This is a genomic window from Caballeronia sp. Lep1P3, assembly GCF_022879595.1.
Taxonomy (GTDB): domain Bacteria; phylum Pseudomonadota; class Gammaproteobacteria; order Burkholderiales; family Burkholderiaceae; genus Caballeronia.
Map to the genome: position 1 here is coordinate 917,050 of NZ_CP084265.1, position 25,287 is coordinate 942,336.

The following is a 25,287-nucleotide window of genomic DNA, read 5'->3' on the forward strand; positions in this document are numbered from 1 at the left end:
CCGGTGAAGGAACAATAGGCGTCGTGATATATCTTGGCAATAGGAAGAGGTAATGCATATGGTGGACGTCGAATGCCGGGCGGAACTGATTCTGCGCGACGCGGATGGCCGCGAAACCAGTCTGAGCGCGGTTGTGCCGCTTTTGCAACTCGTCGCGCAGACGGGAAGCATCGCGAATGCGGCGAGCGCTAAGGGTTTGTCCTATCGGCATGCGTGGGGTCTGCTACGCGAAATCGAGGCGCGGCTGGGCGGCGCGCTCATCACCAAGTCGCGGGGACGCGGCTCCGTGTTGTCGGAGCTGGGCGAGTCGGTGCTGCGCGCGGAGCGGCTTTGCGGCGACCGGCTCGAAGCGCCGTTGCAGGCCGTCGCGAACGATGTCGCGAGCGAGCTGAACCGGCGTCTCGCGGGCGAGGTATCGGACGTTCGCATTCACGCGTCGCACGGCTACGCGGTCGCGACGCTCGTGCGCGCGCTCGGCGAACGGCGCGTGCCGGTGGACATCAAGTATCGCGAGAGCGCGGAGGCGGTGAGGGCGCTCGCGCGCAACGAGTGCGAGCTGGCGGGTTTCCATTTGCCGATCGGCGAGTTTCGTTCGACGTGCGCCGAAATCTACCGGCCGTATCTCGATGCGAACAAGCATCAGTTGATCCGTCTCACGCGGCGCACGCAGGGCCTTTTTCTGCAGAAGGGCAATCCGAAGGGCGTCACCGGCCTGCGCGATCTCGCGCGCAGCGACGTGCGCTTCGTCAACCGTCAGCCGGGCTCCGGCACGCGCATGCTGCTGGATTTGTCGCTGCGCGGCGTCGGCGTCGATCCGGACGTGATCGACGGCTATGCATCGACCGAACTGACGCATTCGGCGATCGCCGCGTTCGTCGCGAGCGGCATGGCCGATCTCGGCTTCGGCGTGCAGCCGGCGGCGCAGCATTTCGGACTCGATTTCATTCCGGTCATCGACGAAGACTATTTCTTCGCATGCGAGCGCGCGCGGCTCGAAGAAGCGCGGCTCTCGACGGTGCTGGGCGTGCTGCGCAGCGCGTCGTTCAATGAGAGCGTCGCGCATCTCGAAGGCTACGATCCGGAGCGCTGCGGCACGCTCGTCGATATCGACGAAGGGCTGCGCGGCTGAGCGCCGAATCCGACAAGCGCGCCTTCTCGAAACGCGCCGTAAGACAGTCGCGGACGAACGAAACGGCTCGTTGCCGCCAATTCGGTTAACCTAACGGCTCTCCATGCACGGCATGGGCGTTCCTCTTTCGTTCCAGACGCGGCCCCGCCGCGCGACTATCGCCATGAAACTTACGCTGCTCGCCACTGCCTCCGCCGCGCTCGCCGCTGGCGCGATCTATCTCGTTCCCGCTGCGTTCGCGCAGAACTCGCCGGGCATTCCAGGCGGGGTGCTGCAAGACCAGTTCCGTATCAACGAGCATCCGCAGATGCCGTTTGCCGCGTCCGCGCCTTCGGACAAATATCAGCGGGGCACCTCCTCGATGCGTCGCCGCGGCGACAACGGCGACCCGGACGGTTGCAACCTCAAGTGCCCGAAAGACGGCAGCAACTAAGACACGAGTTTCATCGCGGCGCGTGCAATGCGCGCCGCTTGTCCCGCATCGCTCCTTTCCCTTCTTCCTTTCGAAACACCGTTCGCCGCCATGTGTGCGCGCCGCCTCACTGCGCGCGCGATGGCGCATGCCGCGACTGAAAATCACTACGCGATGGCCGGGATGAACACGGCCTCGCGGGTAATTTAGCGGGGCGTGTCATCGTCCGGCTGGCCGGTGCGCGCGGCCTTGTTTTTCCACTATCGAAGAAAGAAAACAGGAAGTGCGCGGCCCGCCGATCACGCGACAAGTCGGCGCGCGGCAACGGCGCACTTTCGGATCATCCGAGGGATTGCACAGATGCGAATTCTCCAGGTCGTGCTGGCGCCTCGCCTTTCGGGGGCGGAAGTGCTCGCGAAGGGCGTCGCGATCGGACATCAGCGGGCAGGACACGATGTCTGCATCGCCTCGCTGATGCCCGAGCACGACGACTTCACCCATATCAGCGCGGAATTGCGCGCGCACGGCGTCTCCTGTCTTTTTCCGGCGAAAAACCCGAGCAAGCTCGGACGCCTGCTGTTCCTGCACGGCGCGATCCGGCGCTTCCGGCCGGACATCATCTTCGCGCACGCGACGATTCCCGCGCTCTACGTGCGCATGTTGCCGACGCGCGTGCCGATCGTCTGGGTGATGCATTCGGGCGCGAACGATTTCGCCAACGCCGCGCTGATGCGCGCCGAGCGCCTGCTGTCGAGCCGGGCGAAGGCGGTGATCGGCGTGTCGCAGAAGACCATCGACGACTACGTGAAAGAGATCGGCGCGCATCCGTCGATGATCGTCGTGCCGAACGGCGTCGATGTCTCGCGCTTCGCCGACGACGCTGGCCCGCGCGCGCCGGTCGCGGGCAAGCAGATCGTGCAGGTGGGCCGCTATATCCCCGAGAAAAACCAGTTGCAGACGGTCGATGCGTTCGCGCACGTCGCCCGCGCCGATCCCGAAGCGCGTCTGATGTTGTGCGGCGTGATCGAGAATCTGGCGTATCACGCGGCGGTCGTCGAGCGCGTCGCGAAGCTCGGGCTGAATGAGCGCGTATCGATCGAAGGGCCGAAGCAGAACGTCGCGGAGATCCTGCGCGCATCGAGCGTGTTCGCGATGCCCTCGCGCTTCGAGGCGCACAGCATCGGCTTTCTGGAGGCGCTCGCGTCCGGCATTCCGGTGGTCGCGAATTCGATCGCGTCGTTTGCGTTCGCGGGCGGCTTTCCGTCCGTGCAACTGCTCGATACGAGCGATACGGACGCCTACGGCCGCGCGCTCCTCGATGCGCTTTCGCAGTCGCGCGCCACGCGAGCGCTGCACGGACTGACGCTGCAAAGCACGGCGGATCGCTATCTCGCGATCGCGCGCGACGTATTGAACGTGCGCGTCGGGCTGACCTGATCGACTTCTGATCGACTTCTGATCGATGACAAAACGCGCCGCCCGATATTCGAGCGGCGCGTTTTTTATTGCGGGTTCCAGTACGCGAGCGTCTTGATCCAGAGCGATTCGGAGAACAGCCCCGGCAGATCGCCCCAAATCCGAACCGGACCGAGCCTGAACGACGTGTCGAAGTCGTAGCCCGCGATGCTCGGCGCGCCGCCCGTGTAATAGAACTGCTTGAGAAGCGCGTTGGCGCGTTTGAAGAGCATCAGCGTCGCGTGGTTGTCGTGGTCGTTGCGGCGGATGAGCGCGGGCATCGAATCCGCGTACGACGTGTCGTGAAGCGTCGCGCTTTCCTGCGCGGGGCCGAAGCGCGCGCCGCCCTTCACTGTAAAGACGCGCGTGCTCGCGGAATCGGCGCACGGCGCGAGGATCGCGAGATCGTCGATGCCGTCGCCGTCGATGTCGCCCGAAGCCACTTTCACGCGCGCGGCCTGAAACTGCGGGTACACGTTCGTGCGATAGCGCGCGTTGAACGCGTCTCCCGTGCTCGCGAAGGACGACAGCGCGAGCGCGCCATCGACGTCTTCCATCGCGATGAGCCCCGCATGCGGCGACCCGGCGACGCGTGCGGGCAGAAAGCGGGCGCTCGCATCCAGTTCGCGCGCCGCGAGCCAGAGCGCGGGCGCGCTGCCGGTCGAAGCCGTCGAAGCTGTCGAAGCTGTCGCGCCCGCCGAAGCGATCACCCACAAGTCGAGTCCCGCGTCCTTGCGCTTTTGCGCGATCAGCACGTCGGCGCGGCCATCGCCGTTAAAGTCGCCCGCGACGTATTGCTGCGCGGTGTCCGGCGTGAAGGCGGCGCTCGTCTGGAACCACAGGCGCGGCGCTTCGAAGTGCGTGCCCGCGCTGCGCAGAAGCCAGAACGCGGTGCCGCCATCGCGCGGCGTGACGGCCATCAGATCGGCACGGCCGTCGCCGTGGAAATCGCCGAGCAGAAAGCGCGCGTTCTCGAAACACAGCGTGTCGGCCTGACAGGTGGGCGCGGTTGCCTGCGGATCGAACGGCACCGCGTTGAGATACCACGGCGCGGCTTGATCGATGCGCGACATTTCCCCGACCCAGACGTTGAAGCCCGGCCCGTCCTTGCGACGCTGCACGTAGACGGTGCTGTCGCGGCCCGTGCCGCGCACGTCGCCGTAGAGGGCGCCGTCCTGCCGCGTGTCGGTCCAGACGGTTTTCGGCGACGGCGACCATCGATCCTTCGCGGTCAGGAGCGCGCAGCGGCCGGCGGCGGGCGCGCCGTCCTTTTCGCCGAGGCAGTGATTGAGCGGCGTGTACACGAAGCCGAAGTCCCACGGCGTCCAGTGCTGCGACGCGCGCGTCGCGTCGCACGCTTCCTCGACGAGGCCGGAATCGCGCTCGGCGATGCACGCGCGCGTGGCCGCGTTGACGAAGAGCGCGTCGTTCTTTTCACCGGGCGTCGCGGGCAATTGCTGCCAGAACCAGTTCTGCGATGCATCGCCCGAACAGGCGGCGAGGCGCGGCGCATTCCCGGCGCCGCCGGATTCGAGGCATCGGCTGGAATATTCGTTGACGAGTTGAAACGGCTGCAACTGGAAGTCCGGGCCGGCGTCGCTCGCGCGCGCGGTGCGGAAGTATCGGCGCGCGACCCAGTTGCCGTCCCACATGTATTCGCCGAAGACGTGGCCGGCGTCGTCGCCGTCGACGGAAAAGTAGCTGCCGACGACGTCGCGCTTACGAAGCGTCTGCGCGGCGTCGAGATTCTTGGGCAGGCCGCCCGTGGGATAGGTGACGTGATAGCCGATGGGCAAGTCGCGCCCGAGGCTCTGCGCGACGACGCGCGTGATGCGCGCGGCGTAGATGTGATCCGGATGCTCCATGAACGCAACGGTATCCGGATTGAGCGTGTAAATCTCCGTGGCTTGCGCGAGGATGGCGCGCAGGCTCGCCGAGAGCGACGCGCGGTCGTAGGTCGTCGGGCCGGTGCCATCCGCGTGCAGCGGATACGTCGTGAGCGTTTCTCCGCGATCCCACAAGAGTCCAAGCGGCACTTTTCCGCCGCGCACGCCGCCGCCGGGCAAGCGCAGTTCGAGCAGCTTGACGCGCGGCTGCTGCGCGAGCACGAGCTGGTGCACGGGCTTGCCGGCGAACATGACGGTCGATTCGCGCCACCGGTCGGGCACGCCGGCCATGCGGGCATAGGCGAGCTTGGTGCCTTTCTCGCGCAGCAGCACGTAGTCGAACTTCGCGCCGTTCGCGCCGCCGACGAGGTGGACCGTGGTCACGCACCAGCCGGCGTCGAGCTTGTCGCTGATGCCGGGATTGACGAAGAGCAGGTCGTCGTCCAGATGCGCGACCACGGTGACGAGCGTACCGGCGCGGCAATCCGGCGAAACGGGCGCCGATGCAGCGCGGGCGTGGGCAGGCAGGAAGAGGGCAGACGCGGCGCAGACGAACGCGAACGATGTGCGAATCGTGTTGATCCATCTGTTCTTGTACATGCTTTTCCCGTAGCCGAGAGCCGGTCAGAGATAAAGCTGAAGATTGCCGGGGTATCGCCGACGCGGTCGGTTGCCGAGCGAACATGTATGGAGGATGGAGCTTTGGCTTGCGGCAGGCGGATCGCGCGCTCCGGATTCCTGACCCGCAGCAACTTATTCGGATGGCTCCGATTCGACGCGCACGCAGCGGCATCTATTCTCTCGGCGTAGCTCGCGTCGTCTCTGCCGCAGCTACGTCTCTCAAGAATGTTTGCCCCGCTTCGTGCGGGGCTTTTTTTGCGGGCGTTTTCCGTGCTTGGTTTTCGGCGCGCAAAAGAAAAAAAACCCGCGACGCTTGCGCGAATCGCGGGCCGATGGACTAAATGATGAACCGGAAACGGTATTGGCAGACAGACTACTCGAAAGAGCAAAGATTCAATCACACAGAATTGAATCCGGTGACGCGGCGATTACGTTGCCTAAAATTCGGCGCGGAGGGTTCTACAGATAGTCGGGAATCGCCTCTTTACATTTATCCAGCGATTGTGTGCTATTAGCGGTGATGCCGAACCGATACTTGCAATAGTCGGAAAAAGCGGCGCGATCAGCACGGCGCAATTGGTCGATTGGCACGTCATCACCTTCGTTAGCAAAGGGGTCGTAAAATTCCATCTGCAACGTAGGATATTGCTTGACAAAGAAAGTCGTCTGCACCCCTTCGTCAAGGTAAGACTTGACATAGCCCGTATACATGACCAGTGTAATGACGACGCACGCCGCCAAAAGCAGCCCCAGATACTTTCTCGTTGCTTTCACGGCGCGCTCAGTCCTGTCGTTCTCCGAAGTCCTGCAACGAGCGACAGGCCTACGTTGCCTGGACAAATCTTGCCTTCTCCTAGTTGACCAGGAAATTCGCGATGGCCGCCGAGCGTGGTAATGTAGAAGAAGTCCCGCAGAATGTCGATAAATCGATGGACGGATTGCTTCTGCTCATCGGGTACTTGGGGATGGTTGTTCAAGCCGATTGCGTTCAAAAATTTTCGAACTTTGGCGACGCGATCACCCCCTTCTTCAGGATCCGTCAGATTTTCCATTAGCAGGATGCCAATTACGCCAGTGTTGTAGTTATGTAGATTTTCGCCCTTGAATCGAATATCCCGGCCCTCGAAAATGTTGCCAAAACAATCGCGGGCGTAGTGATATCCGATATCGTCACTCGGCGCAACGCTTTTTCCCATCTGCATGTCTTGAATCTCTTGCAGTTGGAGAGCGGCAGGACCGCAAGAGAAACTGCGCCCCGCATGGTGAATGGCGATCATGCTGTAGTCCCAGTCGTTAGTCATACGCTCCGAACGATTTTTGTGCGCAGCCCAATCCGACCGTTCCACAAAATTCATGCCGCCTTGACGAACACGATTGATAATCGCCTGCCGAGTTGCGGCTCGATTATTCACAGAGATAGATATCGCGCTGCCCTGCTATCTCCAGTCGCCGAACGAGTCGATGTCCAATGGCCAATGTTGTAATCTGCGGCCATATACTACGCCCTTGTCCCCGGTTTGAGTTCGCGTTTCGGTGACGAGAAAACGACGTGCAAGTCGATAATGCTCTCGCCGTCTGTGTCAATCTTTGCGTACCCGCTCGCGTCCGTTTTGCCGAATCGTTCGATTCCTGCTACGCGAGCGACGAAACTCTGGTTGCACAGCGGCTCGCCAGTAACGCTGTCCTGCACATAGAACCAACTCGTATGCTTGCCTTCACCGCCAACGTGCTTGGCAGTGTCTGTGGTTGCCGCTGAGTTAGCCGCATTGGCTGCACTCTGCGACTTGGCGCCGAGGCTCTCGGCCATGTCGTCATACCAAGCCTCGCCAGCGAGCATAGCGAAGATGCGCGGATGCTCGGAGCAACCGCACACAACTACATCGTCATGGGCTGCAATTTCGCTCGTAAAGAAGTTCATGCGACGCGGCCCGCCATCCTTGGCGATGTATCCGGTAGTTTTGCAGACCGGACAGTAAGCCGCGCCGTCAATGAGTGCGACTTGGTGGCCGTGAACGAGAAACTGCGGTCCGTCGTAAGAGCAAATTTCGCCATCGTTGTCGAGCTTATCTCCGACAACCGCTATACGACGCATCATGTCCGATCCTCGTAATGCATTTTGTTATGCTTGATTATTGGCATGTATTTCAAGTCCTGTTTTAGATGCTCACCCGGCTTGAGCGGCATCGTAAGCATACGAGTGGCGCGAGGGCGCACAACAGGGCTCAGACGGACAAATGTCGAATTCAACGAATTTTGACGGCATCGGAAAGCAGCACTACGGGGTTTTCTCGTGTGCTGTGAAGTCTGGCGCCTGGTTGCGCCGGAACAGGCTTGGCGGATCGTCATTCTCAACCTGCGACGCCTGCGCAATAGAGGCGAAGCGTTAGTTGGACTCCGCCCGCTCCTGACCAAAGCGGGTCGGTGCTTTCGTTCGCCTATGGCGGGACGTGGAGGGGAACGTGAAAGGAGCCGGTTAGTGGTTTGAGGCTCCGGTCCGCTAATCTTGTCACTATTCCCGCCCGTTTCTCTTCAGGGGGCGGCTTCGGGCTCGAATCGTCCTCACCGTCACCGGCGCGGTCAAGATAGAACGTCGGATTAGTCAAACGTCAAACGAGCGCTAGAGGCAATCGCTCGACGGAGCAAACCCTTTGCGACGGACAGGCCGCACGGCTGGATGCGATCGAATTGAGACTGTCGACAGCGCGGGCGAGCGCCAAGCTGTCAATGCAGCTTTTTTCAGGCCGCTCGCGCCGCGTTTCGTCGGATGTACGCCGCCGAACAGCGGCTAATGAATGAACTCGTTGACAGCGGCTCGTGCCGAGGATCAGCGCCCGGACATAGATAGCGGCAAGGACTCGCTGTGCGCGTTTTCTAGTCCGTGAATCAGACCGCAATTCGCGCCGTCGCTTTGCTGCGGTTTCCGTATTCACGGTGGCCGAGCAAGCGCGCCGCCTAACGATCGCGAGGCAGACGCGCCCGGCACTCGCGCAGCAGTGCAGTCAGGCGGCGCGTTCATCTCGCCAGTGCGCCGAATGCATGCCATGCGTGCGCCCGCTGAGTGAGGCAATGAGCTTGCCAACGTCACTGCACGGCCCCGTCGCCCTTTCCGCGAACTCGACCTGGAGCGATGCCCAGAATCAACGCCGCCGCATACGTCAACGAGAAGGTATCCGAGATCCTGCAAAGGTCGATTCGTCCATCCGGTTGTATCGAGCGTCCGAAGTAAAATCTTCCGGCCGATGATGGGCTATTGGATGAGCTAAAAGAAAAAAGCCCGCGTAAGTCACTGAGACCTACGGGGCTTTTTTTCCAAAAGTTGGTGGAGGCGGCGGGAATCGAACCCGCGTCCAGAAGCGCTCTACGACCAGTTCTACATACTTAGTTCTGTCTTTTGATTTAACCGCAACGACGCGGACGAACACGCTGCGTTACGGCGATTCACTAAATTTTCGACTCGGGCGTCGTGACGCCACCAAAGCTTATCTGACGTATATGACCTCTCGTGGTATTGCTACCCTAACCCGTCAGCGAATTAGTGAGAGGACGGCTAGCCCTTAGGCTGCCAGTGCGAACGTATCGTCGTTTGCAGTTACGTTTTTCCCATTGATTAACGAGGTGACGGGTCCTCGGTATGCCCTAGCCGCTTCGCAACCCCTGTCGAAACCAGGTCGCCCCCAAAGCGAAGTGAAATTATCCCACAAAGAGCCGCATGAGGCGAACGGCGTCGTTTTCAACACGCCTTTGCGCTCGTGAGCTACGCAATGTCGCGCAGCAGATGCTGCAACTCTTCCGGCGTATCGACGACGTGATCCGCGTGCCATCGGCGCGGCGGAATATCGTCGCCGCAATAGCCGTACGCGGCCGCGACCGTGACCATTCCCGCGGCAAAGCCGGCCTGCACGTCCCGCAGATCGTCGCCGACGTAGACGATGCGCTCCGGCGCGACATCCAGCAGTTCCGCCGCATGCAGGAGCGGCGCGGGATGCGGCTTCGAATGCGGCGTCGTGTCGCCGCACACGAGACAGCCCGCGCGCGTGTCGAGCCCGAGCAACGCGACGAGCGGCGTCGCGAGCCGCGCGACCTTGTTCGTCACGATGCCCCAGCGCACGCCGCGCGCGTCGAGTTGATCGAGCAACTCGGCGATGCCGGGAAAGAGCGTCGTCTCGATGCACAGATCCGCTTCGTAGTTGGCGAGGAACTCCTCGCGCATCGACGGGAATTCGTGATGTTCCGGGCCAATCTCGAACGCGCCGCCGAGCAGACCGCGCGCACCGGCCGACGCATACGGGCGCAACGCCTCGAGCGGGCGCATCTCGAGACCGCGGTCGTGGCGCATCTTGTTGACGGCTGCCACGAGGTCGGGCGCGGTGTCGGCGATGGTGCCGTCGAGATCGAACAGCACCGCCTGACAGAGACCCAGCGAGCGGCCTTCGGCGGCGCGTTGGGGCAGGGGAGTCGGATCGTCCGGCAGAGGCTTGGTCTGGATGATGCCCGTTTCGTCTTGATCTTCCTGGTTCATCGCGTCACGCTTCCCGGCGGCAAGCCATCATGTAGTTGATGCTCGTGTCGGTCGAAAGACCGAAATGCTTCGAAATCGGTCGATACGTGATGCCCTTGATATCGACGGGCAAAAGCGACGCGGTGCGCGCGAAGGTCGCAAGCTCCGATGGCTTGATGAAGCGCGCGTAATCATGCGTGCCGCGAGGCAGCATTCGCGCGATGTACTCCGCGCCGATCACCGCGAAGAGATAGGCCTTGGCGTTGCGGTTCAGCGTCGAGAAGAACACCCAGCCGCCCGGCTTCACCAGCGCGGCGCAAGCGGCCACGGTGCCAGCGGGGTTCGGTACGTGTTCGAGCATTTCCATGCAGGTGACAATGTCGTACGACGCCGGCTCGCGGGCCGCCAGTGCCTCGGCCGCGATTTCCTCGTAAGCGACTTCGACGCCGCTTTCCAGGCTGTGCATATCGGCGACGCCCAGCGCGTTCGACGACAGGTCGATGCCCTTGACCGTCGCGCCGCGCGTTGCCATCGATTCCGACAGGATGCCGCCTCCGCAGCCGATGTCGAGGACACGCTTGCCCATCAGATGCGCGTGCGCGTCGATCCAGTCGAGCCGGACGGGATTGAGTTCGTGCAGCGGCTTGAACTCGGCGTTCGGGTCCCACCAGCGATGCGCGAGCTCGCTGAATTTCTGCAGTTCGTGGGGATCGACGTTGGTCATGACAGAGAGCCCTTGCGAAAGACGTGAATCTTGAATCGGTTAGGACCGAGTATATAGGCGCTCAGGTGGACCGGCAAAAGGCGCCGCGCGCCGGTCCACCGGCATGCGCAAGAAAGCGAGCGAAATCTGCGCGGCAAGCGCGACATACGTGCGAAAAAAAACCCCCGCCGAAGCGGGGGTTCGATTCTGCGGCAAACAGCCGGTGCTGCTTACTGCTGCGGCTGACGCGTCGTGCCGACAACTTCGACTTCCACGCGACGATCCGGTGCGAGGCAGGCGATGAGTTGCTTGCGGTTGCGCTGCTGGCAGCTGTTCTTCGTGACCGGGTCGCGCTTGCCCTTGCCTTCCGTATAGATACGGTTGGCTTCGATGCCCTTGCTGACCAGGTAAGCCTTCACAGCCTGCGCACGGCGCAGCGACAGACGGTCGTTGTACTTGTCCGAGCCGATGCGGTCCGTGTAACCCGTTGCGACCACGACTTCCAGGTTCAGCGCGCCGATCTTCGATGCCAGATCGTCCAGCGCGGTCTTGCCGGCCGGCTTCAGAACTGCCTTGTCGAAGTCGAACAGGGCGTCGGCCTGATACGTGACCTTCTGCGTCGTGATTTGCGGAGCCGGAGCCGGCGGCGGAACGACTGCCGGAGCCGGGGCTTGCGCGACCAATGCGCCATCGCACTTCGCGTTAGCCGTTGCCGGGGTCCAGAACGCGTCGCGCCAGCACAGTTCGTTCGTGCCGTTCATCCACACATACTCGCCCGTGCCGTTCACCCAGTTGTCATTCACGGCTTGTCGCGAGGCCGGCACCGATTGCGCTGAGGCCGATGCAGCCATAACTGCGGTAGCTGCAATGAACGCGAGCTTTGAAAGTTTATTCATATTTCTCCTCTCGAAATTGAGATTACCGCAGGTTTACTGCGAGCCTGTAGACGAAGACAAGTCATACATTGCTCGAAGTATAACATTCCCGCGGAACAAAACGCTTTGTATAGACTTCGAGCAGTGTCTGACTTTGTGCGTTGGCATTTTGCCATATCGTTCCCTTGCAACGATAAAAATATCCCCGCACCCAGCCCGCCCGCAACCTTATGTGGTGCCTCCGCAACAAGAAAGGGACAGGAGGCGAACGCAGCTCGAAAACGCGTCGGCAAAGCGCATTTCGCGTGCCCGAACGCGCTTCTTTCACATGTTCCATCGCCCGTGCTCAGCGCCGAGCGAAACGGTGAGGCGGCATGATAGCCCGCCGTCATGACGAAATGACGGAAATCGTTCCCCAGTTTTTGTAAGTAATTGGTACGAGCTTGCCGTGCACTCGTCGGAGAGCGACGACCGGGCTTTTCGCGCCACCAACACTATGTATACGTACCGCGCCGGGCGCGCAGGGTGCGCGTGGTAGAATCTCCCGATGCGCTGCGTTCGCAGCGCAGCAGCGTATCGGCTACGCGCCTGGCCGGCGCAGGTCGCGCGGCCGGCGGGCGAAAAGTCGCAATCTCGCGAGCTCCCGAACGCGCTGCCGTGTCGCTGCTGCACAGTTCAAGACACGGATAATGGATCAATTCGCCAAAGAGACTCTGCCTATCTCCCTCGAGGAGGAAATGCGCCGTTCGTATCTCGACTACGCGATGAGCGTAATCGTCGGGCGCGCGCTTCCCGATGTCCGCGATGGCCTGAAGCCGGTGCACCGTCGGGCGCTGTACTCGATGCACGAACTGAACAACGACTGGAACCGCGCCTACAAGAAGTCGGCGCGTATCGTCGGCGACGTGATCGGTAAGTACCATCCGCACGGCGACGCTTCCGTGTACGAAACCATCGTCCGCATGGCGCAGCCGTTCTCGCTGCGCTACATGCTGGTGGATGGCCAGGGCAATTTCGGCTCCGTCGACGGCGACAACGCCGCGGCCATGCGCTACACCGAAATCCGCATGGCGAAGATCGGCCACGAACTGCTGGCCGACATCGACAAGGAAACCGTCGACTTCGGCCCGAATTACGACGGCAGCGAAAACGAGCCGCTCGTTCTGCCGGCGCGCATTCCCAATCTGCTCATCAACGGCTCGGCCGGCATCGCGGTCGGCATGGCAACCAACATTCCGCCGCACAACCTGCGCGAAATCGTCGATGCCTGCCTGCATCTGTTGAATCATCCCGAAGCTACGGTCGACGAACTCATCGAGATCGTGCCCGCGCCGGACTTCCCGACCGCCGGCATCATCTACGGCGTCGCGGGCGTGCGCGACGGCTACCGGACGGGCCGCGGGCGCGTCGTCATGCGCGCGGCCACGCACTTCGAAGAAATCGACCGCGGGCAGCGTCAGGCCATCATCGTCGACGAAATTCCGTATCAGGTGAACAAGCGCACGCTGCTCGAGCGCATCGCGGAACTCGTCAACGAGAAGAAGATCGAGGGCATTTCCGATATCCGCGACGAATCCGACAAGAGCGGCATGCGCGTCGTGATCGAACTGAAGCGCGGCGAAGTGCCGGAAGTCGTGCTGAACAACCTGTACAAGCAGACGCAGTTGCAGGACACGTTCGGCATGAATCTGGTCGCGCTCGTCGACGGCCAGCCCAAGCTGCTGAATCTGAAGGAAATGATCGAGTGCTTCCTGTCGCATCGACGGGAAGTGCTCACGCGGCGCACTGTATACGAACTGCGCAAGGCGCGTGACCGCGGACATGTGCTCGAAGGTCTCGCCGTGGCGCTCGCGAACATCGACGAGTTCATCGCGATCATCAAGGCCGCGCCGACGCCGCCAATCGCCCGGCAGGAACTGATGAACCGCCCGTGGGATTCGTCGCTCGTGCGCGAAATGCTCACGCGCGCGGAAACCGAGGCGTCGGGCGGGCGCATCGCGTATCGTCCGGAAGGGCTCAATCCGGCTTACGGTCTGCAGGAAGACGGTCTCTACAGACTGTCGGACGTCCAGGCGCAGGAAATTCTGCAGATGCGCCTGCAACGCCTGACCGGGCTCGAACAGGACAAAATCGTCGGCGAATACCGCGAAGTGATGGCGCAGATCGCCGACCTGCTCGACATCCTCGCGCGGCCCGAGCGCATCCGTCAGATGATCGTCGACGAACTCGGCCAGGTGCGCACGGAGTTCGGCGACGACCGCCGCTCGCGTATCGAGATGAACGCGACCGAGCTCAACACCGAAGACCTGATCACGCCGCAGGAAATGGTCGTGACCATGTCGCATTCCGGCTACGTGAAGTCGCAGCCGCTGTCGGAATACCGCGCGCAGAAGCGCGGCGGGCGCGGCAAGCAGGCCACGCAGATGAAGGAAGACGACTGGATCGACACGCTCTTCATCGCGAACACGCACGATCACATGCTGTGCTTCTCCAACCGCGGCCGCGTGTATTGGGTCAAGGTCTACGAAGTGCCGCAGGGCTCGCGCAATTCGCGCGGCCGTCCGATCGTCAACATGTTCCCGCTGCAAGATGGCGAGAAGATCAACGTCGTGCTGCCGATCAAGGAGTTCTCGGCGGACAAGTACGTGTTCATGGCGACCGCGCTCGGCACCGTGAAGAAGACGCCGCTCGAAGCGTTCAGCCGTCCGCTCAAGAAGGGCATCATCGCGGTCGGTCTCGACGAAGGCGACTACCTGATCGGCGCGGCGATCACCGACGGCGCGCACGACGTCATGCTGTTCTCGGACTCCGGCAAGGCGGTGCGTTTCGACGAGAACGACGTCCGCGCAATGGGCCGCGAAGCGCGCGGCGTGCGCGGCATGCAGCTCGAGGAAGGCCAGCAGGTCATCGCGCTGCTGGTTGCCGGCGGCGAGAACCAGTCCGTGCTGACGGCAACGGCGAACGGCTTCGGCAAGCGCACGCCGATCAATGAATACACGCGCCACGGCCGCGGCACGAAGGGCATGATCGCCATCCAGACTTCGGAGCGCAACGGCAAGGTCGTCGCGGCGACGCTCGTCGATTCCGAAAGCCAGATCATGCTGATCACGACTTCGGGCGTGCTGATCCGCACCCGCGTTTCCGAAGTCCGCGAAATGGGCCGCGCAACTCAAGGTGTTACACTCATCAGCCTTGACGAAGGAACCAAGTTGTCGGGACTGCAGCATATCGCCGAGGCCGAGGCTGACGCCGAACTCGACGAAGCCGAAGCAGCCGCGAACGGCTCGGCTGCGGCACTGGACGACGCGCCGGACGACGCACCGGGCGACGACGGCGGTGAAGGCCAGGGTGCCTGATATTTTTTGTGTCGCCGGTTTCTCGTTATCGCTTTTGTCAACCCGAATTGGTTAAGCTGCGCGACGTGAGCTGAATGACGGCGCTGCGCGCGCTTTGAAGCGCGGCGCCGAACGCCCAGTGAAGGCGCAGGCTCGCGGCCGGTACGGTTTGGATATTTTCTACAGGGAGTAATGATGCAAGGACGTTTCAAGCAGTGGATGTTGCTGGCCGCTTTCGTGCCGACTTTCGCGATGGCTCAGTCGCTCCAGAATCAGGCGCCGAACCAGGCGGCGGCGCCGGCCGCAGCAGCACCGGTTGATCCGGCCAAGCAAGCCGCGATCAAGGATCTGCTCGATGCCATCGACGCGCAAAAGCTCGTCGGCGCCATCGGCAACAGCGCGCAAATGCAGGCGAAGCAGCTCGTTCCGGCGATCCTGTCGGACGCGCTGTCGGAAAACAAGTCGCTGAACGACAAGCAGAAGCAAGCCGCTGTTCCGACGCTGCAGAAGAACGCAGTGCCGAAGCTCGTCGACTCCGCGGGCCAGGTGTTCGCAACCGACAACTTCCGTCAGGACGCAATGAAGGCTCAGTACGACGCCTACGCGAAGTACTACTCGACCGACGAAATCAAGGACCTGACGAACTTCTACAAGAGCCCGACGGGCCGCAAGTTCATCCAGGTGCAAGACCAGGTTGGCCGCGACGTCGTGAATGGCCTGATGCAGAAGTACATGCCGCAAGCCATCAAGGCGACGCGTTCGCAAGCCGATCAGGAAGTGGCGAGCGTCAAGCCGGGCAAGTAAGCACCACGCAGGCGTTTGCTGGGAATCCGCTCGCGGGGCGCGCCGCCTCGCGCATTGGCGGGTTTTCAGGACAATGCGATAATTGGCTGTTTGCGCGCAAGCGCAAGCAGCCATTTCTTTTTGGCGCGCGTCATTCTTATGGCCGCGCCTGCATTCGGGACCCACAGATGCGCGTGTTCAATTTCTCCGCCGGGCCGGCTGCCATGCCGGAAGACGTGCTGCGCCAGGCCGCCGACGAAATGCTCGACTGGCACGGCAGCGGCATGAGCGTGATGGAGATGAGTCATCGCGGCGCCGAGTTCATGTCCATTCACGAAGCGGCGCTCACCGATCTGCGCGAGTTGCTGAACGTGCCAGCGTCGCATCGCATTCTGTTTCTGCAGGGCGGTGGCATTGGCGAAAACGCCATCGTCCCGATGAATCTGCTCGGCGCGAAGAAGACCGCCGACTTCGTCGTGACCGGCTCGTGGTCGAACAAGTCGTTCAAGGAAGCGCAGAAATACTGCACGCCGCACATCGCGGCCACGGGCAAGACGGAAGCGGGCTACACGCGCGTGCCGGCGCAGAGCGAATGGCAGCTCTCGGACGATCCCGCCTACGTGCATCTGTGCACGAACGAAACCATCGACGGCGTCGAAGCCTTCGAGATTCCCGATCTCGGCGATATCCCGCTCGTCGCGGATGCGTCGTCGCATATCCTCTCGCGCCCGATGGACGTCGCGAAGTACGGCGTGCTCTTCGGCGGCGCGCAGAAGAACATCGGCATGGCGGGCGTGACGGTCGTGATCGTGCGGGAAGACCTGCTCGACCGCGCGCTGCCCATTTGCCCGTCCGCCTTCGAATGGAAGACGGTCGCGGAAAACAACTCGATGTTCAACACGCCGCCCACGTACGCCATCTATATCGCCGGGCTGGTGTTCAAGTGGCTGAAGAAGCAGGGCGGCCTGCAGGCGATCGAAGCGCGCAACGTCGAAAAGGCGAAGCTGCTCTACGACGCGATCGACGCCAGCGATTTCTATGTCAACAAGGTCGAGCGGCGGAACCGCTCGCGCATGAACGTGCCGTTCTTCCTCGCGGACGAATCGCGCAATACGGATTTCCTGGCCGGCGCAAAGGCGCGCGGTCTGTTGCAACTGAAGGGCCACAAGTCCGTCGGGGGCATGCGGGCATCGATCTACAACGCGGTGCCGGTCGAGGGCGTGAAGGCGCTCGTCGACTACATGAAGGAATTCGAGCGGACGAGCGCATAAGCGGCGCCCGTCGAGACGCACGGCGATACGCTCGTCGACTGTACGAACGAATTCGCTCCTTTAACCGCATTCGCTCAACAAGCACCGCATGGACGACGATCTCAATTCAAGACTCAAACCGCTGCGCGAGCGCATCGACGCGCTCGACGCGCAACTCATCGCGCTGCTGAACCAGCGCGCATCCGTCGCGCTCGAAGTCGGCGAGGTGAAGAAGCATTTCAATGCGCCGGTGTTCCGGCCGGAGCGCGAGATGCAGGTCATCGCGCGACTGCAGGCGATGAGCGAGGGCCCGCTCGCGGCCGAGCACATCAGCGCGATCTGGCGCGAGATCATGGCGGCGAGCCGCGCGCTCGAGCAGACCATCCGCGCCGCGTTCCTCGGGCCGGTCGGTACATACAGCGAGCAGGCGATGTTCGAGTACTTCGGCCATTCGATCGAAGGGCTGCCGTGTTCTTCCATCGACGAAGTGTTCCGCTCGGTCGAGTCGGGCGCGGCGCAGTACGGCGTCGTGCCGGTCGAGAATTCGGCGGAAGGCGCGGTGTCGCGCACGCTCGATCTTCTGCTGCAGACGCAACTTCTCCTTGGCGGCGAACTTGCGCTGCCGATCCATCACAATCTGCTGACCGCTTCGGGCACGCTCGAAGGCGTGAGCCGCGTCTGCGCGCATCCGCAGGCGCTCGCGCAGTGCCAGCGCTGGCTGTCGGCGAACGCGCCGCATCTCGAGCGTCAGGCCGTTTCGAGCAACGCGGAAGCCGCGCGCATGGCCGTCGCCGACCCGACCGTCGCGGCCATCGCCGGCGATCGGGCCGCGACGCATTACGGCCTCGGCGTCGTGTACTCGCAGATTCAGGACGATCCGCATAACCGCACGCGCTTTGTCATCATCGGCAAGCAGCCGACGGATTCGAGCGGCTTGGACCAGACTTCGCTCATCGTCTCGGTGGCGAACGAGCCGGGCGCGGTGTTCAAGCTGCTCGAGCCGCTCGCGAAGCACGGCGTGTCCATGACGCGCTTCGAGTCGCGGCCCGCGCGCATCGGGACGTGGGAGTATTACTTCTACATCGACGTCGAGGGGCATCGCGACGATGCGCCCGTCGCCGCCGCGCTGGACGAACTCGGGCGCAAGGCGGCGTTTCTGAAGATTCTCGGGTCGTATCCGCGCGCCCGGTAAAATTCGCGCTTTCAGCCGTTTGGTTCCCGCGTCGCGTGACGCGCTTTTTTCGGTGTCCCGTGGCCGCGTTCACTTTCAATAAACTGGTTGTTTTCGGCGTCGGCTTGATCGGCGGGTCGCTCGCGCGCGCGCTGCGCGAACGGGCGGGGCTGGCGGGAAGCGTCGTCGGCGTGGGGCGCTCGGCGCAGTCCGTTGCGCGCGCCGTCGAACTCGGCGTGATCGACGAAGCCGCCGCGCTCGATGATTCCGCCGCGCTCGCCCGCGCGCTGCGCGGCGCCGATGTCGTGCTGCTCGCCGCGCCGGTCGCGCAGACCGGGCCGCTGCTCGCACGCATCGCGCCGTTTCTGGACGCGCACACGCTCGTCACCGATGCCGGCAGCACGAAGAGCGACGTCGTCGCGGCGGCGCGCGCGGCGCTCGGCGAGCGCGTCGCGCAGTTCGTGCCGGGGCATCCCATTGCGGGGCGCGAATCGAGCGGCGTCGATGCCGCGTTGCCCGACCTGTACGTCGATCGCAACGTCGTTCTGTGTCCGCTTGCCGAGAATGCAGCCGACGACGTCGAGCGCATCGCCGCGATGTGGCGCGCGACGGGCGCCGCCGTGCACCGGATGAGCGAGACGCAGCACGACCGCGTGTTCGCGTCGGTGAGCCATCTGCCGCATGTGCTGTCGTTCGCGCTCGTCGAGCAGATTCTCGAAGCGCCGGACGCGCAGCTGAAATTTTCGTTTGCCGCGGGCGGGTTTCGCGACTTCACGCGCATCGCTGCGTCGAGCCCCGAAATGTGGCGCGACGTCTGTCTCGCGAACCGAGCCGCGCTGCTCGCCGAACTGGACGCGTACACCGACGTGCTCGCGCGTTTTCGCGCGGCCATCGACGCATCGGACGGCGCGGCGCTCGAAGCCGCGTTCGCGCGCTCGCGCGTCGCGCGCAAGGAATGGCAGGAACGCGGCGGCATCAGGATTCCCGGCGATTCCGCCGCGAAATAAGGACACAGCATGGAACATCTCGATCTCGGACCCTTCGCTCGCGCGCGGGGCACGGTGCGGTTGCCCGGCTCGAAGAGCATTTCGAACCGCGTGCTGCTGCTCGCCGCGCTCTCGACGGGCGAAACGGCGATCACCAATCTGCTCGATTCCGACGACACCCGCGTGATGCTCGCCGCGCTCGAAGCGCTCGGCGTCGCGCTCAGGCACGAGGGCGAGCGCGTGATCGTGACGGGCACGGGCGGCGCGTTCCCGTCTAAATCGGCGGAACTCTTTCTCGGCAACGCGGGCACGGCGGTGCGTCCGCTCACGGCGGCGCTCGCGGTCAACGGCGGCGAATATCGCGTGCACGGCGTTCCTCGCATGCACGAGCGACCGATCGGCGATCTCGTCGACGGCTTGCGGCAGATCGGCGCGAACATCGACTACGAACAGAACGACGGATTCCCGCCGCTCGGGATTCATCCGGCGAAGATCGTCGTGGACAAGCCGATCCGCGTGCGCGGTGACGTGTCGAGCCAGTTCCTCACCGCGCTGCTCATGACGCTTCCGGTCATCGAAGAGCGCAGCGCGCCGGTGACGATCGAAGTCGAAGGCGAACTCATCTCGAAGCCGTACATCGAGATCACGGTCCGGCTGATGGAGCGCTTCGGCGTCACGGTCGAACGCGACGGCTGGGCGCGCTTCACGGTGCAGGCGGGCGCGCGCTACCGGTCGCCCGGCTCGATCATGGTCGAAGGCGATGCGTCGTCGGCCTCGTACTTTCTGGCGGCGGGCGCACTCGGCCACGGACCGGTGCGCGTGGAAGGCGTCGGGCGGTCGAGCATTCAGGGCGACGTCGGGTTCGCGGACGCGCTCAACCGCATGGGCGCGAACGTCATGATGGGCGACGACTGGATCGAAGTGCGCGGCGTCGAATCCGACGACGGCAAGCTCGCGCCCGTCGACATGGATTTCAACCTCATTCCCGACGCCGCGATGACCATCGCGGTGGCCGCGCTTTTTGCCAACGGCACGACCACGCTTCGCAACATCGCGAGCTGGCGCGTGAAGGAAACCGACCGCATCGCCGCCATGGCGACCGAGTTGCGCAAGGTCGGCGCGACGGTGGAAGAGGGCGCGGATTATCTCGTCGTCACGCCGCCGGCGAAGCTCACCGCGAACGCCGCGATCGACACCTACGACGATCACCGCATGGCGATGTGCTTTTCGCTGGTGAGTCTCGGCGGCGTGCCGGTGCGCATCAACGATCCCAAGTGCGTCAACAAGACGTTTCCCGATTATTTCGACCGCTTCGCGTCGCTCACGAGAGCCTGAGCCGCGAATGCGTTCGACTCTGACTACAGCAACAACGGGCCGCGACGGCCGCATGCAATGAAACCGACTCGTCCTTTCGACCCCACTCCAGTAATCACCATCGACGGGCCGACGGCGTCGGGCAAGGGCACGGTCGCGGCAGTCGTCGCGGCCACGCTCGGCTTTCATCTGCTGGATAGCGGCGCGCTGTACCGGCTCTCGGCGCTCGCGAGCATTCGCTACGGCATCGACAACGCGGACGCGGCCGCGCTCGCCAACCTCGTCGACGACCTGCACATCACGTTCCGCGAGGGATGCGCGCAGCTCGACGGCGTCGATGTCTCGGGCGAGATCCGCGCCGAGGAAGTCGGCAATCGCGCGTCGGCCATTGCCGTGCATCCGGAAGTGCGGCAGGCGCTGGTTGCGCGGCAGCGGGCGTTTCGCAAGCGTCCGGGCCTCGTCGCGGACGGCCGCGACATGGGTACGGTCATCTTTCCGGACGCCACCCTGAAGGTCTTTCTTACCGCGAGCGTCGAGGCGCGCGCGGCGAGACGCCATAAGCAATTGATGCAAAAAGGCTTTTCTGCTAATATGGATGACTTGCTGCGCGATTTGCGCGAACGCGACGCCCGCGACACGAACCGGGCCGCCGCGCCGCTCAAGCGCGCAGCGGACGCGAGAACGCTGGACACCTCCGGTTTGTCGATCGATCAAGCGGTCGAGCAGATCATCGGCTGGTACGGCGAATTGCGCGAATAGTCACAGCTTGAGTAGGGCCGGCAATCGCCGGAAGTTTGGTGTTCCGCCGGAATGCGGAGCGTGTGTTAAACCCTTTAACCCCGTATGGCGTTGCGCTTCACCGGTTCAATGTCGAACCACCGCGCAAAGGCCGTGCAAATATCGATTTTTATGTCCGACCTGCAAACCTCCACCCCGAATACCGAATCTTTCGCGGCTCTGTTCGAAGAGTCGCTGACCAAGCAGGACATGCGCGCCGGCGAAGTGATCTCCGCCGAAGTCGTGCGTGTCGACCACAACTTCGTGGTCGTGAACGCTGGTCTCAAGTCCGAAGCCTATATTCCGCTCGAAGAGTTCCTGAACGACGCGGGTGAAGTGGAAGTGCAGGCGGGCGACTTCGTTTCCGTCGCGATCGACGCGCTGGAAAACGGCTATGGCGACACCATCCTGTCGCGCGACAAGGCGAAGCGTCTCGCTTCGTGGCTGTCGCTGGAAAAGGCGCTGGACAACAACGAACTCGTGACCGGCACGATCACCGGCAAGGTAAAGGGCGGCATGACCGTGATGGTCAACGGCATCCGCGCGTTCCTGCCGGGTTCGCTCGTCGACACGCGTCCGGTCAAGGACACGACGCCGTACGAAGGCAAGACGCTCGAATTCCGCGTCATCAAGCTCGACCGCAAGCGTAACAACGTCGTGCTGTCGCGCCGCGCCGTCATCGAAGCGACGCAGGGCGAAGAGCGCGCGAAGCTGCTCGAGACGCTGAAGGAAGGCGCGATCGTCGAAGGCGTGGTCAAGAACATCACCGATTACGGCGCGTTCGTGGACCTCGGCGGCATCGACGGCCTGCTGCACATCACCGACATCGCATGGCGTCGCGTGCGTCACCCGTCGGAAGTACTGTCGGTCGGCCAGGAAGTCACCGCGAAGATCCTCAAGTTCGACCAAGAGAAGAACCGCGTTTCGCTCGGCATCAAGCAACTGGGCGACGATCCGTGGGAAGGCATCTCGCGCCGTTACCCGTCGGGCACGCGTCTGTTCGGCAAGGTCACGAACATCACCGACTACGGCGCATTCGTCGAAGTGGAATCGGGCATCGAAGGCCTCGTCCACGTGTCGGAAATGGACTGGACCAACAAGAACGTTGCGCCGTCGAAGGTTGTTCAGCTGGGCGACGAAGTCGAAGTCATGGTTCTCGAAATCGACGAAGACCGCCGCCGTATCTCCCTCGGCATGAAGCAGTGCAAGCCGAATCCGTGGGATGACTTCAGCCGCAACTTCAAGAAGGGCGACAAGATCAGCGGCGCCATCAAGTCGATCACCGACTTCGGCGTGTTCATCGGTCTGCCTGGCGGCATCGACGGTCTCGTTCACTTGTCGGACCTGTCGTGGTCGGAAACCGGCGAAGAAGCCGTCCGCAAGTACAAGAAGGGCGACGAAGTCGAAGCCGTGGTTCTGGGCATCGACGTCGAGAAGGAGCGCATTTCGCTCGGCATCAAGCAGCTCGAAGGCGATCCGTTCAGCAACTTCGTCGCGATCAACGACAAGGGCGCAATCGTCGACGGCGTCGTGAAGTCGGTCGATCCGAAGGGTGCGGTCGTGACGCTGTCCGGCGAAATCGAAGGCTATTTGCGCGCTTCGGAAATCGCACAGGACCGCGTGGAAGATGCGCGCAACGTGCTGAAGGAAGGCGACAAGGTCAACGCGATGATCATCAACATCGATCGCAAGTCGCGCGGCATCAACCTGTCGATCAAGGCGAAGGATTCGGCCGAGCAGCAGGAAGCCATGCGCGGTCTGCAAGCTTCGGACTCGAACGCCGCCGCGACCGGCACGACCAACCTCGGCGCGCTGCTCAAGGCCAAGCTCGACGGCCAGAACAGCTAAGCCCTAAAGGCATTGCTGCAGTATGACCAAAAGCGAATTGGTCGCCCAGTTGGCGTCGCGATTTCCGCAACTTGTTCTTAAAGATGCGGACTTCGCGGTGAAGACGATGCTCGATGCGATGTCGGAGGCTTTGGCCAACGGTCATCGCATCGAGATTCGCGGCTTCGGCAGCTTCGGGCTCAACCGTCGTCCGTCGCGCGTCGGGCGCAATCCCAAGTCGGGCGAGAAAGTGCTGGTGCCGGAGAAGTTCGTGCCGCACTTCAAGCCGGGCAAGGAATTGCGCGAACGTGTCGATGGCCGCGCGGGCGAGCCGCTGAAGGCGTCGAATGACGACGATGCAGACGATCTCTGATCGGCGTATCGGTAGCGACAGTCATCCGCGCTTGCGCGCAGACACCGTCGCAACGTCCGGCCACGAGGCAATCGACCAGAGAAGCACCCTTCGGGGTGCTTTTTTTTCGTCCGGCGCGCGCGGGTTTCTCGCGCGGACGTTCGGTAGCGCACACAGGCCCGGGCGCGTGGGGCCAGGTCGGTGTCCCCGACCAAAGGCATCCATTACAATACCGGCACTTTCACCGGGTTATCACGTAGGCCCGACCGCGACGGGAAGGCCGCGGGGTGCACCGCTTTTGCGAGACCTACATGAAATTCATCGTTTGGCTGATCCGCGTTCTGGTGTTCGTGTTGCTGCTGGTCCTGGCGCTTGCCAACACGCAGACCGTCACACTGAATTTCCTCGCAGGTTACGCCTGGACCGCACCGCTGATTCTCATCGGTCTCGCGTTTTTCGTCGTGGGACTGGTTGCGGGGCTTGTCTCCGCCGTCCCCGCGCTGGTTCGCCTGCAGATGGAAAACGGGCGTCTGAAGCGCGAAGTGCGCGTCGCGCGCGAAGCGCCGGTCGTCAAGGAAGACCCGCCGATGCCGCCGCTCATCTGACGCGCGTGTTCGGACAGCCGTCCGCGCGCTCACTGGCTGCCCGAAAGCAGACACCTAACCGACTCAACGACAATAACGCATGGATCTCGACTTCTGGTGGCTGCTCGTCATCCCCGTGGCCTTCGCGCTCGGCTGGATGGCATCGCGCTACGATCTGAAAACGCTGCTATCGGAGAATGCGAATCTGCCGCGCTCGTACTTTCGCGGCCTCAATTTTCTGCTGAACGAGCAACACGACAAGGCGATCGACGCGTTCATCGAAGTGGCCAAGCTCGATCCCGAAACAATCGAGCTTCACTTTGCGCTCGGCAATCTGTTTCGTCGGCGCGGGGAGACGGACCGCGCGATCCGCGTGCATCAAAACCTGTTGAGCCGCGCCGATCTGCCCGCCGCCGAACGCGATCACGCGCTCTACGAACTCGGTCAGGACTTTCTCAAGGCCGGACTGCTCGACCGCGCGGAGGAAACGTTCCGTTCCCTGGAAGCGGGCGAATACTCGCTCGGCGCACAGCGCGCGCTTCTCACCATTTACGAAATCGAGAAGGACTGGCCGAAGTCGATATCGACCGCGGAACGTATCGAAAAGATGGGCGCGCCGTCGCTGCATATGGAGATCGCGCATTTCCATTGCGAACTCGCGCAGGAAGCGTTGCAGCGCAAGAATCTGGACGACGCGCGCGCCGAACTGAAGCTCGCGCTCGCGTCGAACCCGGACAACGTTCGCGCGACGATTCTCGCGGGCGATGTCGAAGTCGCCGCCGGAAACGTCGAAGCCGCGATCGGGGGCTGGAAGCGCGTCGAGGCGCAGAACGAAGCGTATTTGCCGCTCGTCGCCGAAAAGCTGATGAAGGCGTATGCCGCGCTCGGGCGCAAGGATGAAGGCGTGGACTTGCTGATCGATTACGCGACGCGTTATCCGTCGAACGATCTGCTCGATGTCGCCTATAAACACGTTCAGGAACTGCGCGGCCTCGACGCGGCGCACGCGCTCGCGCGCAGGCAAATGCAAAGCGCGCCGAACCTCGCGGGCATGACGCGCCTGCTCGAAGCGCAAGAAGCGACCGCCGAGGAACCGCGCCGGGGCGAGCTCGAACTGATGAGGACGCTCGTCAGGCAGCGCACGAAAAATCTGCCGCGCTACACATGTCAAACGTGTGGATTCCGCGCGCGCCTATTCTATTGGCAATGCCCCGGCTGCAGCGGCTGGGAAACCTACGCGCCGCGACGCGTCGAACCCATCACGAGTTCAGTCTGATCGCGCGCATTCGCGCGGGCGCACTGCTTCAGCATTCATCATCGCCGCACCCT

At 62.9% G+C, this 25,287-nt stretch carries 21 protein-coding genes and 1 other RNA gene; 14 read left to right on the forward strand and 8 right to left on the reverse strand.

The features are described 5' to 3' along the window. The first annotated feature begins 58 nt into the window (after window positions 1-58). The 3 genes from LDZ27_RS04245 to LDZ27_RS04255 all read left to right on the forward strand — a co-directional run bounded on the left by LDZ27_RS04245 (window position 59) and on the right by LDZ27_RS04255 (window position 2,978). Complete coding sequence (locus tag LDZ27_RS04245; protein ID WP_244816035.1) at window positions 59-1,129, forward strand: substrate-binding domain-containing protein; 1,071 nt, start codon at window positions 59-61, stop codon at window positions 1,127-1,129. A 163-nt stretch (window positions 1,130-1,292) separates the two neighbouring features. Beyond that, window positions 1,293-1,562, forward strand: a complete 270-nt coding sequence (locus LDZ27_RS04250; RefSeq protein WP_244815475.1) for a hypothetical protein — start codon at window positions 1,293-1,295, stop codon at window positions 1,560-1,562. Between the two features lie 339 nt (window positions 1,563-1,901). Then, window positions 1,902-2,978 (forward strand): glycosyltransferase family 4 protein, encoded by a 1,077-nt coding sequence (locus LDZ27_RS04255; RefSeq protein ID WP_244815476.1) that lies wholly within the window; start codon window positions 1,902-1,904, stop codon window positions 2,976-2,978. Between the two features lie 65 nt (window positions 2,979-3,043). On the opposite strand, the gene LDZ27_RS04260 is transcribed toward LDZ27_RS04255, so the two are convergent. From LDZ27_RS04260 to ompA, 8 genes are all read right to left on the reverse strand, one after another. Next, on the reverse strand, window positions 3,044-5,482 hold the full coding sequence (locus tag LDZ27_RS04260) for an FG-GAP-like repeat-containing protein (RefSeq protein ID WP_244815477.1): 2,439 nt from the start codon (window positions 5,480-5,482) through the stop codon (window positions 3,044-3,046). A gap of 480 nt (window positions 5,483-5,962) precedes the next feature. Beyond that, complete coding sequence (locus LDZ27_RS04265) at window positions 5,963-6,277, reverse strand: hypothetical protein (protein ID WP_244815478.1); 315 nt, start codon at window positions 6,275-6,277, stop codon at window positions 5,963-5,965. Beyond that, complete coding sequence (locus LDZ27_RS04270) at window positions 6,274-6,804, reverse strand: peptidoglycan recognition family protein (protein WP_244815479.1); 531 nt, start codon at window positions 6,802-6,804, stop codon at window positions 6,274-6,276. Before LDZ27_RS04270 ends, LDZ27_RS04265 begins: the two co-directional genes overlap by 4 nt. A 197-nt stretch (window positions 6,805-7,001) precedes the next feature. After that, window positions 7,002-7,598, reverse strand: a complete 597-nt coding sequence (locus LDZ27_RS04275) for a PAAR domain-containing protein (protein ID WP_244815480.1) — start codon at window positions 7,596-7,598, stop codon at window positions 7,002-7,004. Between the two features lie 1,222 nt (window positions 7,599-8,820). Continuing rightward, window positions 8,821-9,179: a transfer-messenger RNA gene (gene ssrA, locus LDZ27_RS04280) on the reverse strand. A 78-nt stretch (window positions 9,180-9,257) separates the two neighbouring features. Further along, the gene (gph, locus tag LDZ27_RS04285; RefSeq protein WP_244815481.1) at window positions 9,258-10,022 is read right to left on the reverse strand and encodes a phosphoglycolate phosphatase; all 765 of its coding nucleotides are present in this window, start codon (window positions 10,020-10,022) and stop codon (window positions 9,258-9,260) included. Window positions 10,023-10,026: 4 nt separating this feature from the next. Beyond that, on the reverse strand, window positions 10,027-10,725 hold the full coding sequence (ubiG, locus tag LDZ27_RS04290; protein WP_244815482.1) for a bifunctional 2-polyprenyl-6-hydroxyphenol methylase/3-demethylubiquinol 3-O-methyltransferase UbiG: 699 nt from the start codon (window positions 10,723-10,725) through the stop codon (window positions 10,027-10,029). Between the two features lie 209 nt (window positions 10,726-10,934). After that, a complete protein-coding gene (ompA, locus tag LDZ27_RS04295; protein ID WP_244815483.1) occupies window positions 10,935-11,600 on the reverse strand; it encodes an outer membrane protein OmpA in 666 nt (221 codons plus the stop codon). A 668-nt stretch (window positions 11,601-12,268) separates the two neighbouring features. Between ompA and gyrA the strand changes: the two genes are divergently transcribed. The 11 genes from gyrA (at window position 12,269) to lapB (ending at window position 25,234) form a co-directional block, all read left to right on the forward strand. After that, window positions 12,269-14,935: a DNA gyrase subunit A gene (gene gyrA, locus LDZ27_RS04300; protein WP_244816036.1), complete on the forward strand. Its 2,667-nt coding sequence runs from the start codon at window positions 12,269-12,271 to the stop codon at window positions 14,933-14,935. A gap of 174 nt (window positions 14,936-15,109) precedes the next feature. After that, complete coding sequence (locus LDZ27_RS04305) at window positions 15,110-15,718, forward strand: DUF2059 domain-containing protein (RefSeq protein ID WP_244816037.1); 609 nt, start codon at window positions 15,110-15,112, stop codon at window positions 15,716-15,718. A 167-nt stretch (window positions 15,719-15,885) separates the two neighbouring features. After that, the gene (gene serC / locus LDZ27_RS04310) at window positions 15,886-16,968 is read left to right on the forward strand and encodes a 3-phosphoserine/phosphohydroxythreonine transaminase (protein WP_244815484.1); all 1,083 of its coding nucleotides are present in this window, start codon (window positions 15,886-15,888) and stop codon (window positions 16,966-16,968) included. An 88-nt stretch (window positions 16,969-17,056) separates the two neighbouring features. After that, a complete protein-coding gene (gene pheA / locus LDZ27_RS04315) occupies window positions 17,057-18,139 on the forward strand; it encodes a prephenate dehydratase (protein WP_244815485.1) in 1,083 nt (360 codons plus the stop codon). Between the two features lie 59 nt (window positions 18,140-18,198). After that, window positions 18,199-19,125, forward strand: a complete 927-nt coding sequence (locus tag LDZ27_RS04320) for a prephenate dehydrogenase/arogenate dehydrogenase family protein (protein ID WP_244815486.1) — start codon at window positions 18,199-18,201, stop codon at window positions 19,123-19,125. Window positions 19,126-19,134: 9 nt separating this feature from the next. Continuing rightward, entirely contained in the window at window positions 19,135-20,439 is a 1,305-nt protein-coding gene (aroA, locus tag LDZ27_RS04325; protein WP_244815487.1) for a 3-phosphoshikimate 1-carboxyvinyltransferase, read from the forward strand. 57 nt (window positions 20,440-20,496) lie between these two features. Further along, window positions 20,497-21,177 (forward strand): (d)CMP kinase, encoded by a 681-nt coding sequence (gene cmk / locus LDZ27_RS04330; RefSeq protein WP_244815488.1) that lies wholly within the window; start codon window positions 20,497-20,499, stop codon window positions 21,175-21,177. Window positions 21,178-21,309: 132 nt separating this feature from the next. Beyond that, the gene (rpsA, locus tag LDZ27_RS04335; RefSeq protein WP_244815489.1) at window positions 21,310-23,043 is read left to right on the forward strand and encodes a 30S ribosomal protein S1; all 1,734 of its coding nucleotides are present in this window, start codon (window positions 21,310-21,312) and stop codon (window positions 23,041-23,043) included. A 22-nt stretch (window positions 23,044-23,065) separates the two neighbouring features. Beyond that, window positions 23,066-23,395 carry an integration host factor subunit beta gene (locus LDZ27_RS04340; RefSeq protein WP_008342376.1) on the forward strand — a complete coding sequence of 110 codons (330 nt, stop codon included), beginning with the start codon at window positions 23,066-23,068 and terminating at the stop codon, window positions 23,393-23,395. 290 nt (window positions 23,396-23,685) lie between these two features. Continuing rightward, window positions 23,686-23,979 (forward strand): lipopolysaccharide assembly LapA domain-containing protein, encoded by a 294-nt coding sequence (locus LDZ27_RS04345; RefSeq protein WP_244815490.1) that lies wholly within the window; start codon window positions 23,686-23,688, stop codon window positions 23,977-23,979. A 79-nt stretch (window positions 23,980-24,058) separates the two neighbouring features. Next, complete coding sequence (gene lapB / locus LDZ27_RS04350; RefSeq protein ID WP_244815491.1) at window positions 24,059-25,234, forward strand: lipopolysaccharide assembly protein LapB; 1,176 nt, start codon at window positions 24,059-24,061, stop codon at window positions 25,232-25,234. Window positions 25,235-25,287: the final 53 nt, after the last annotated feature.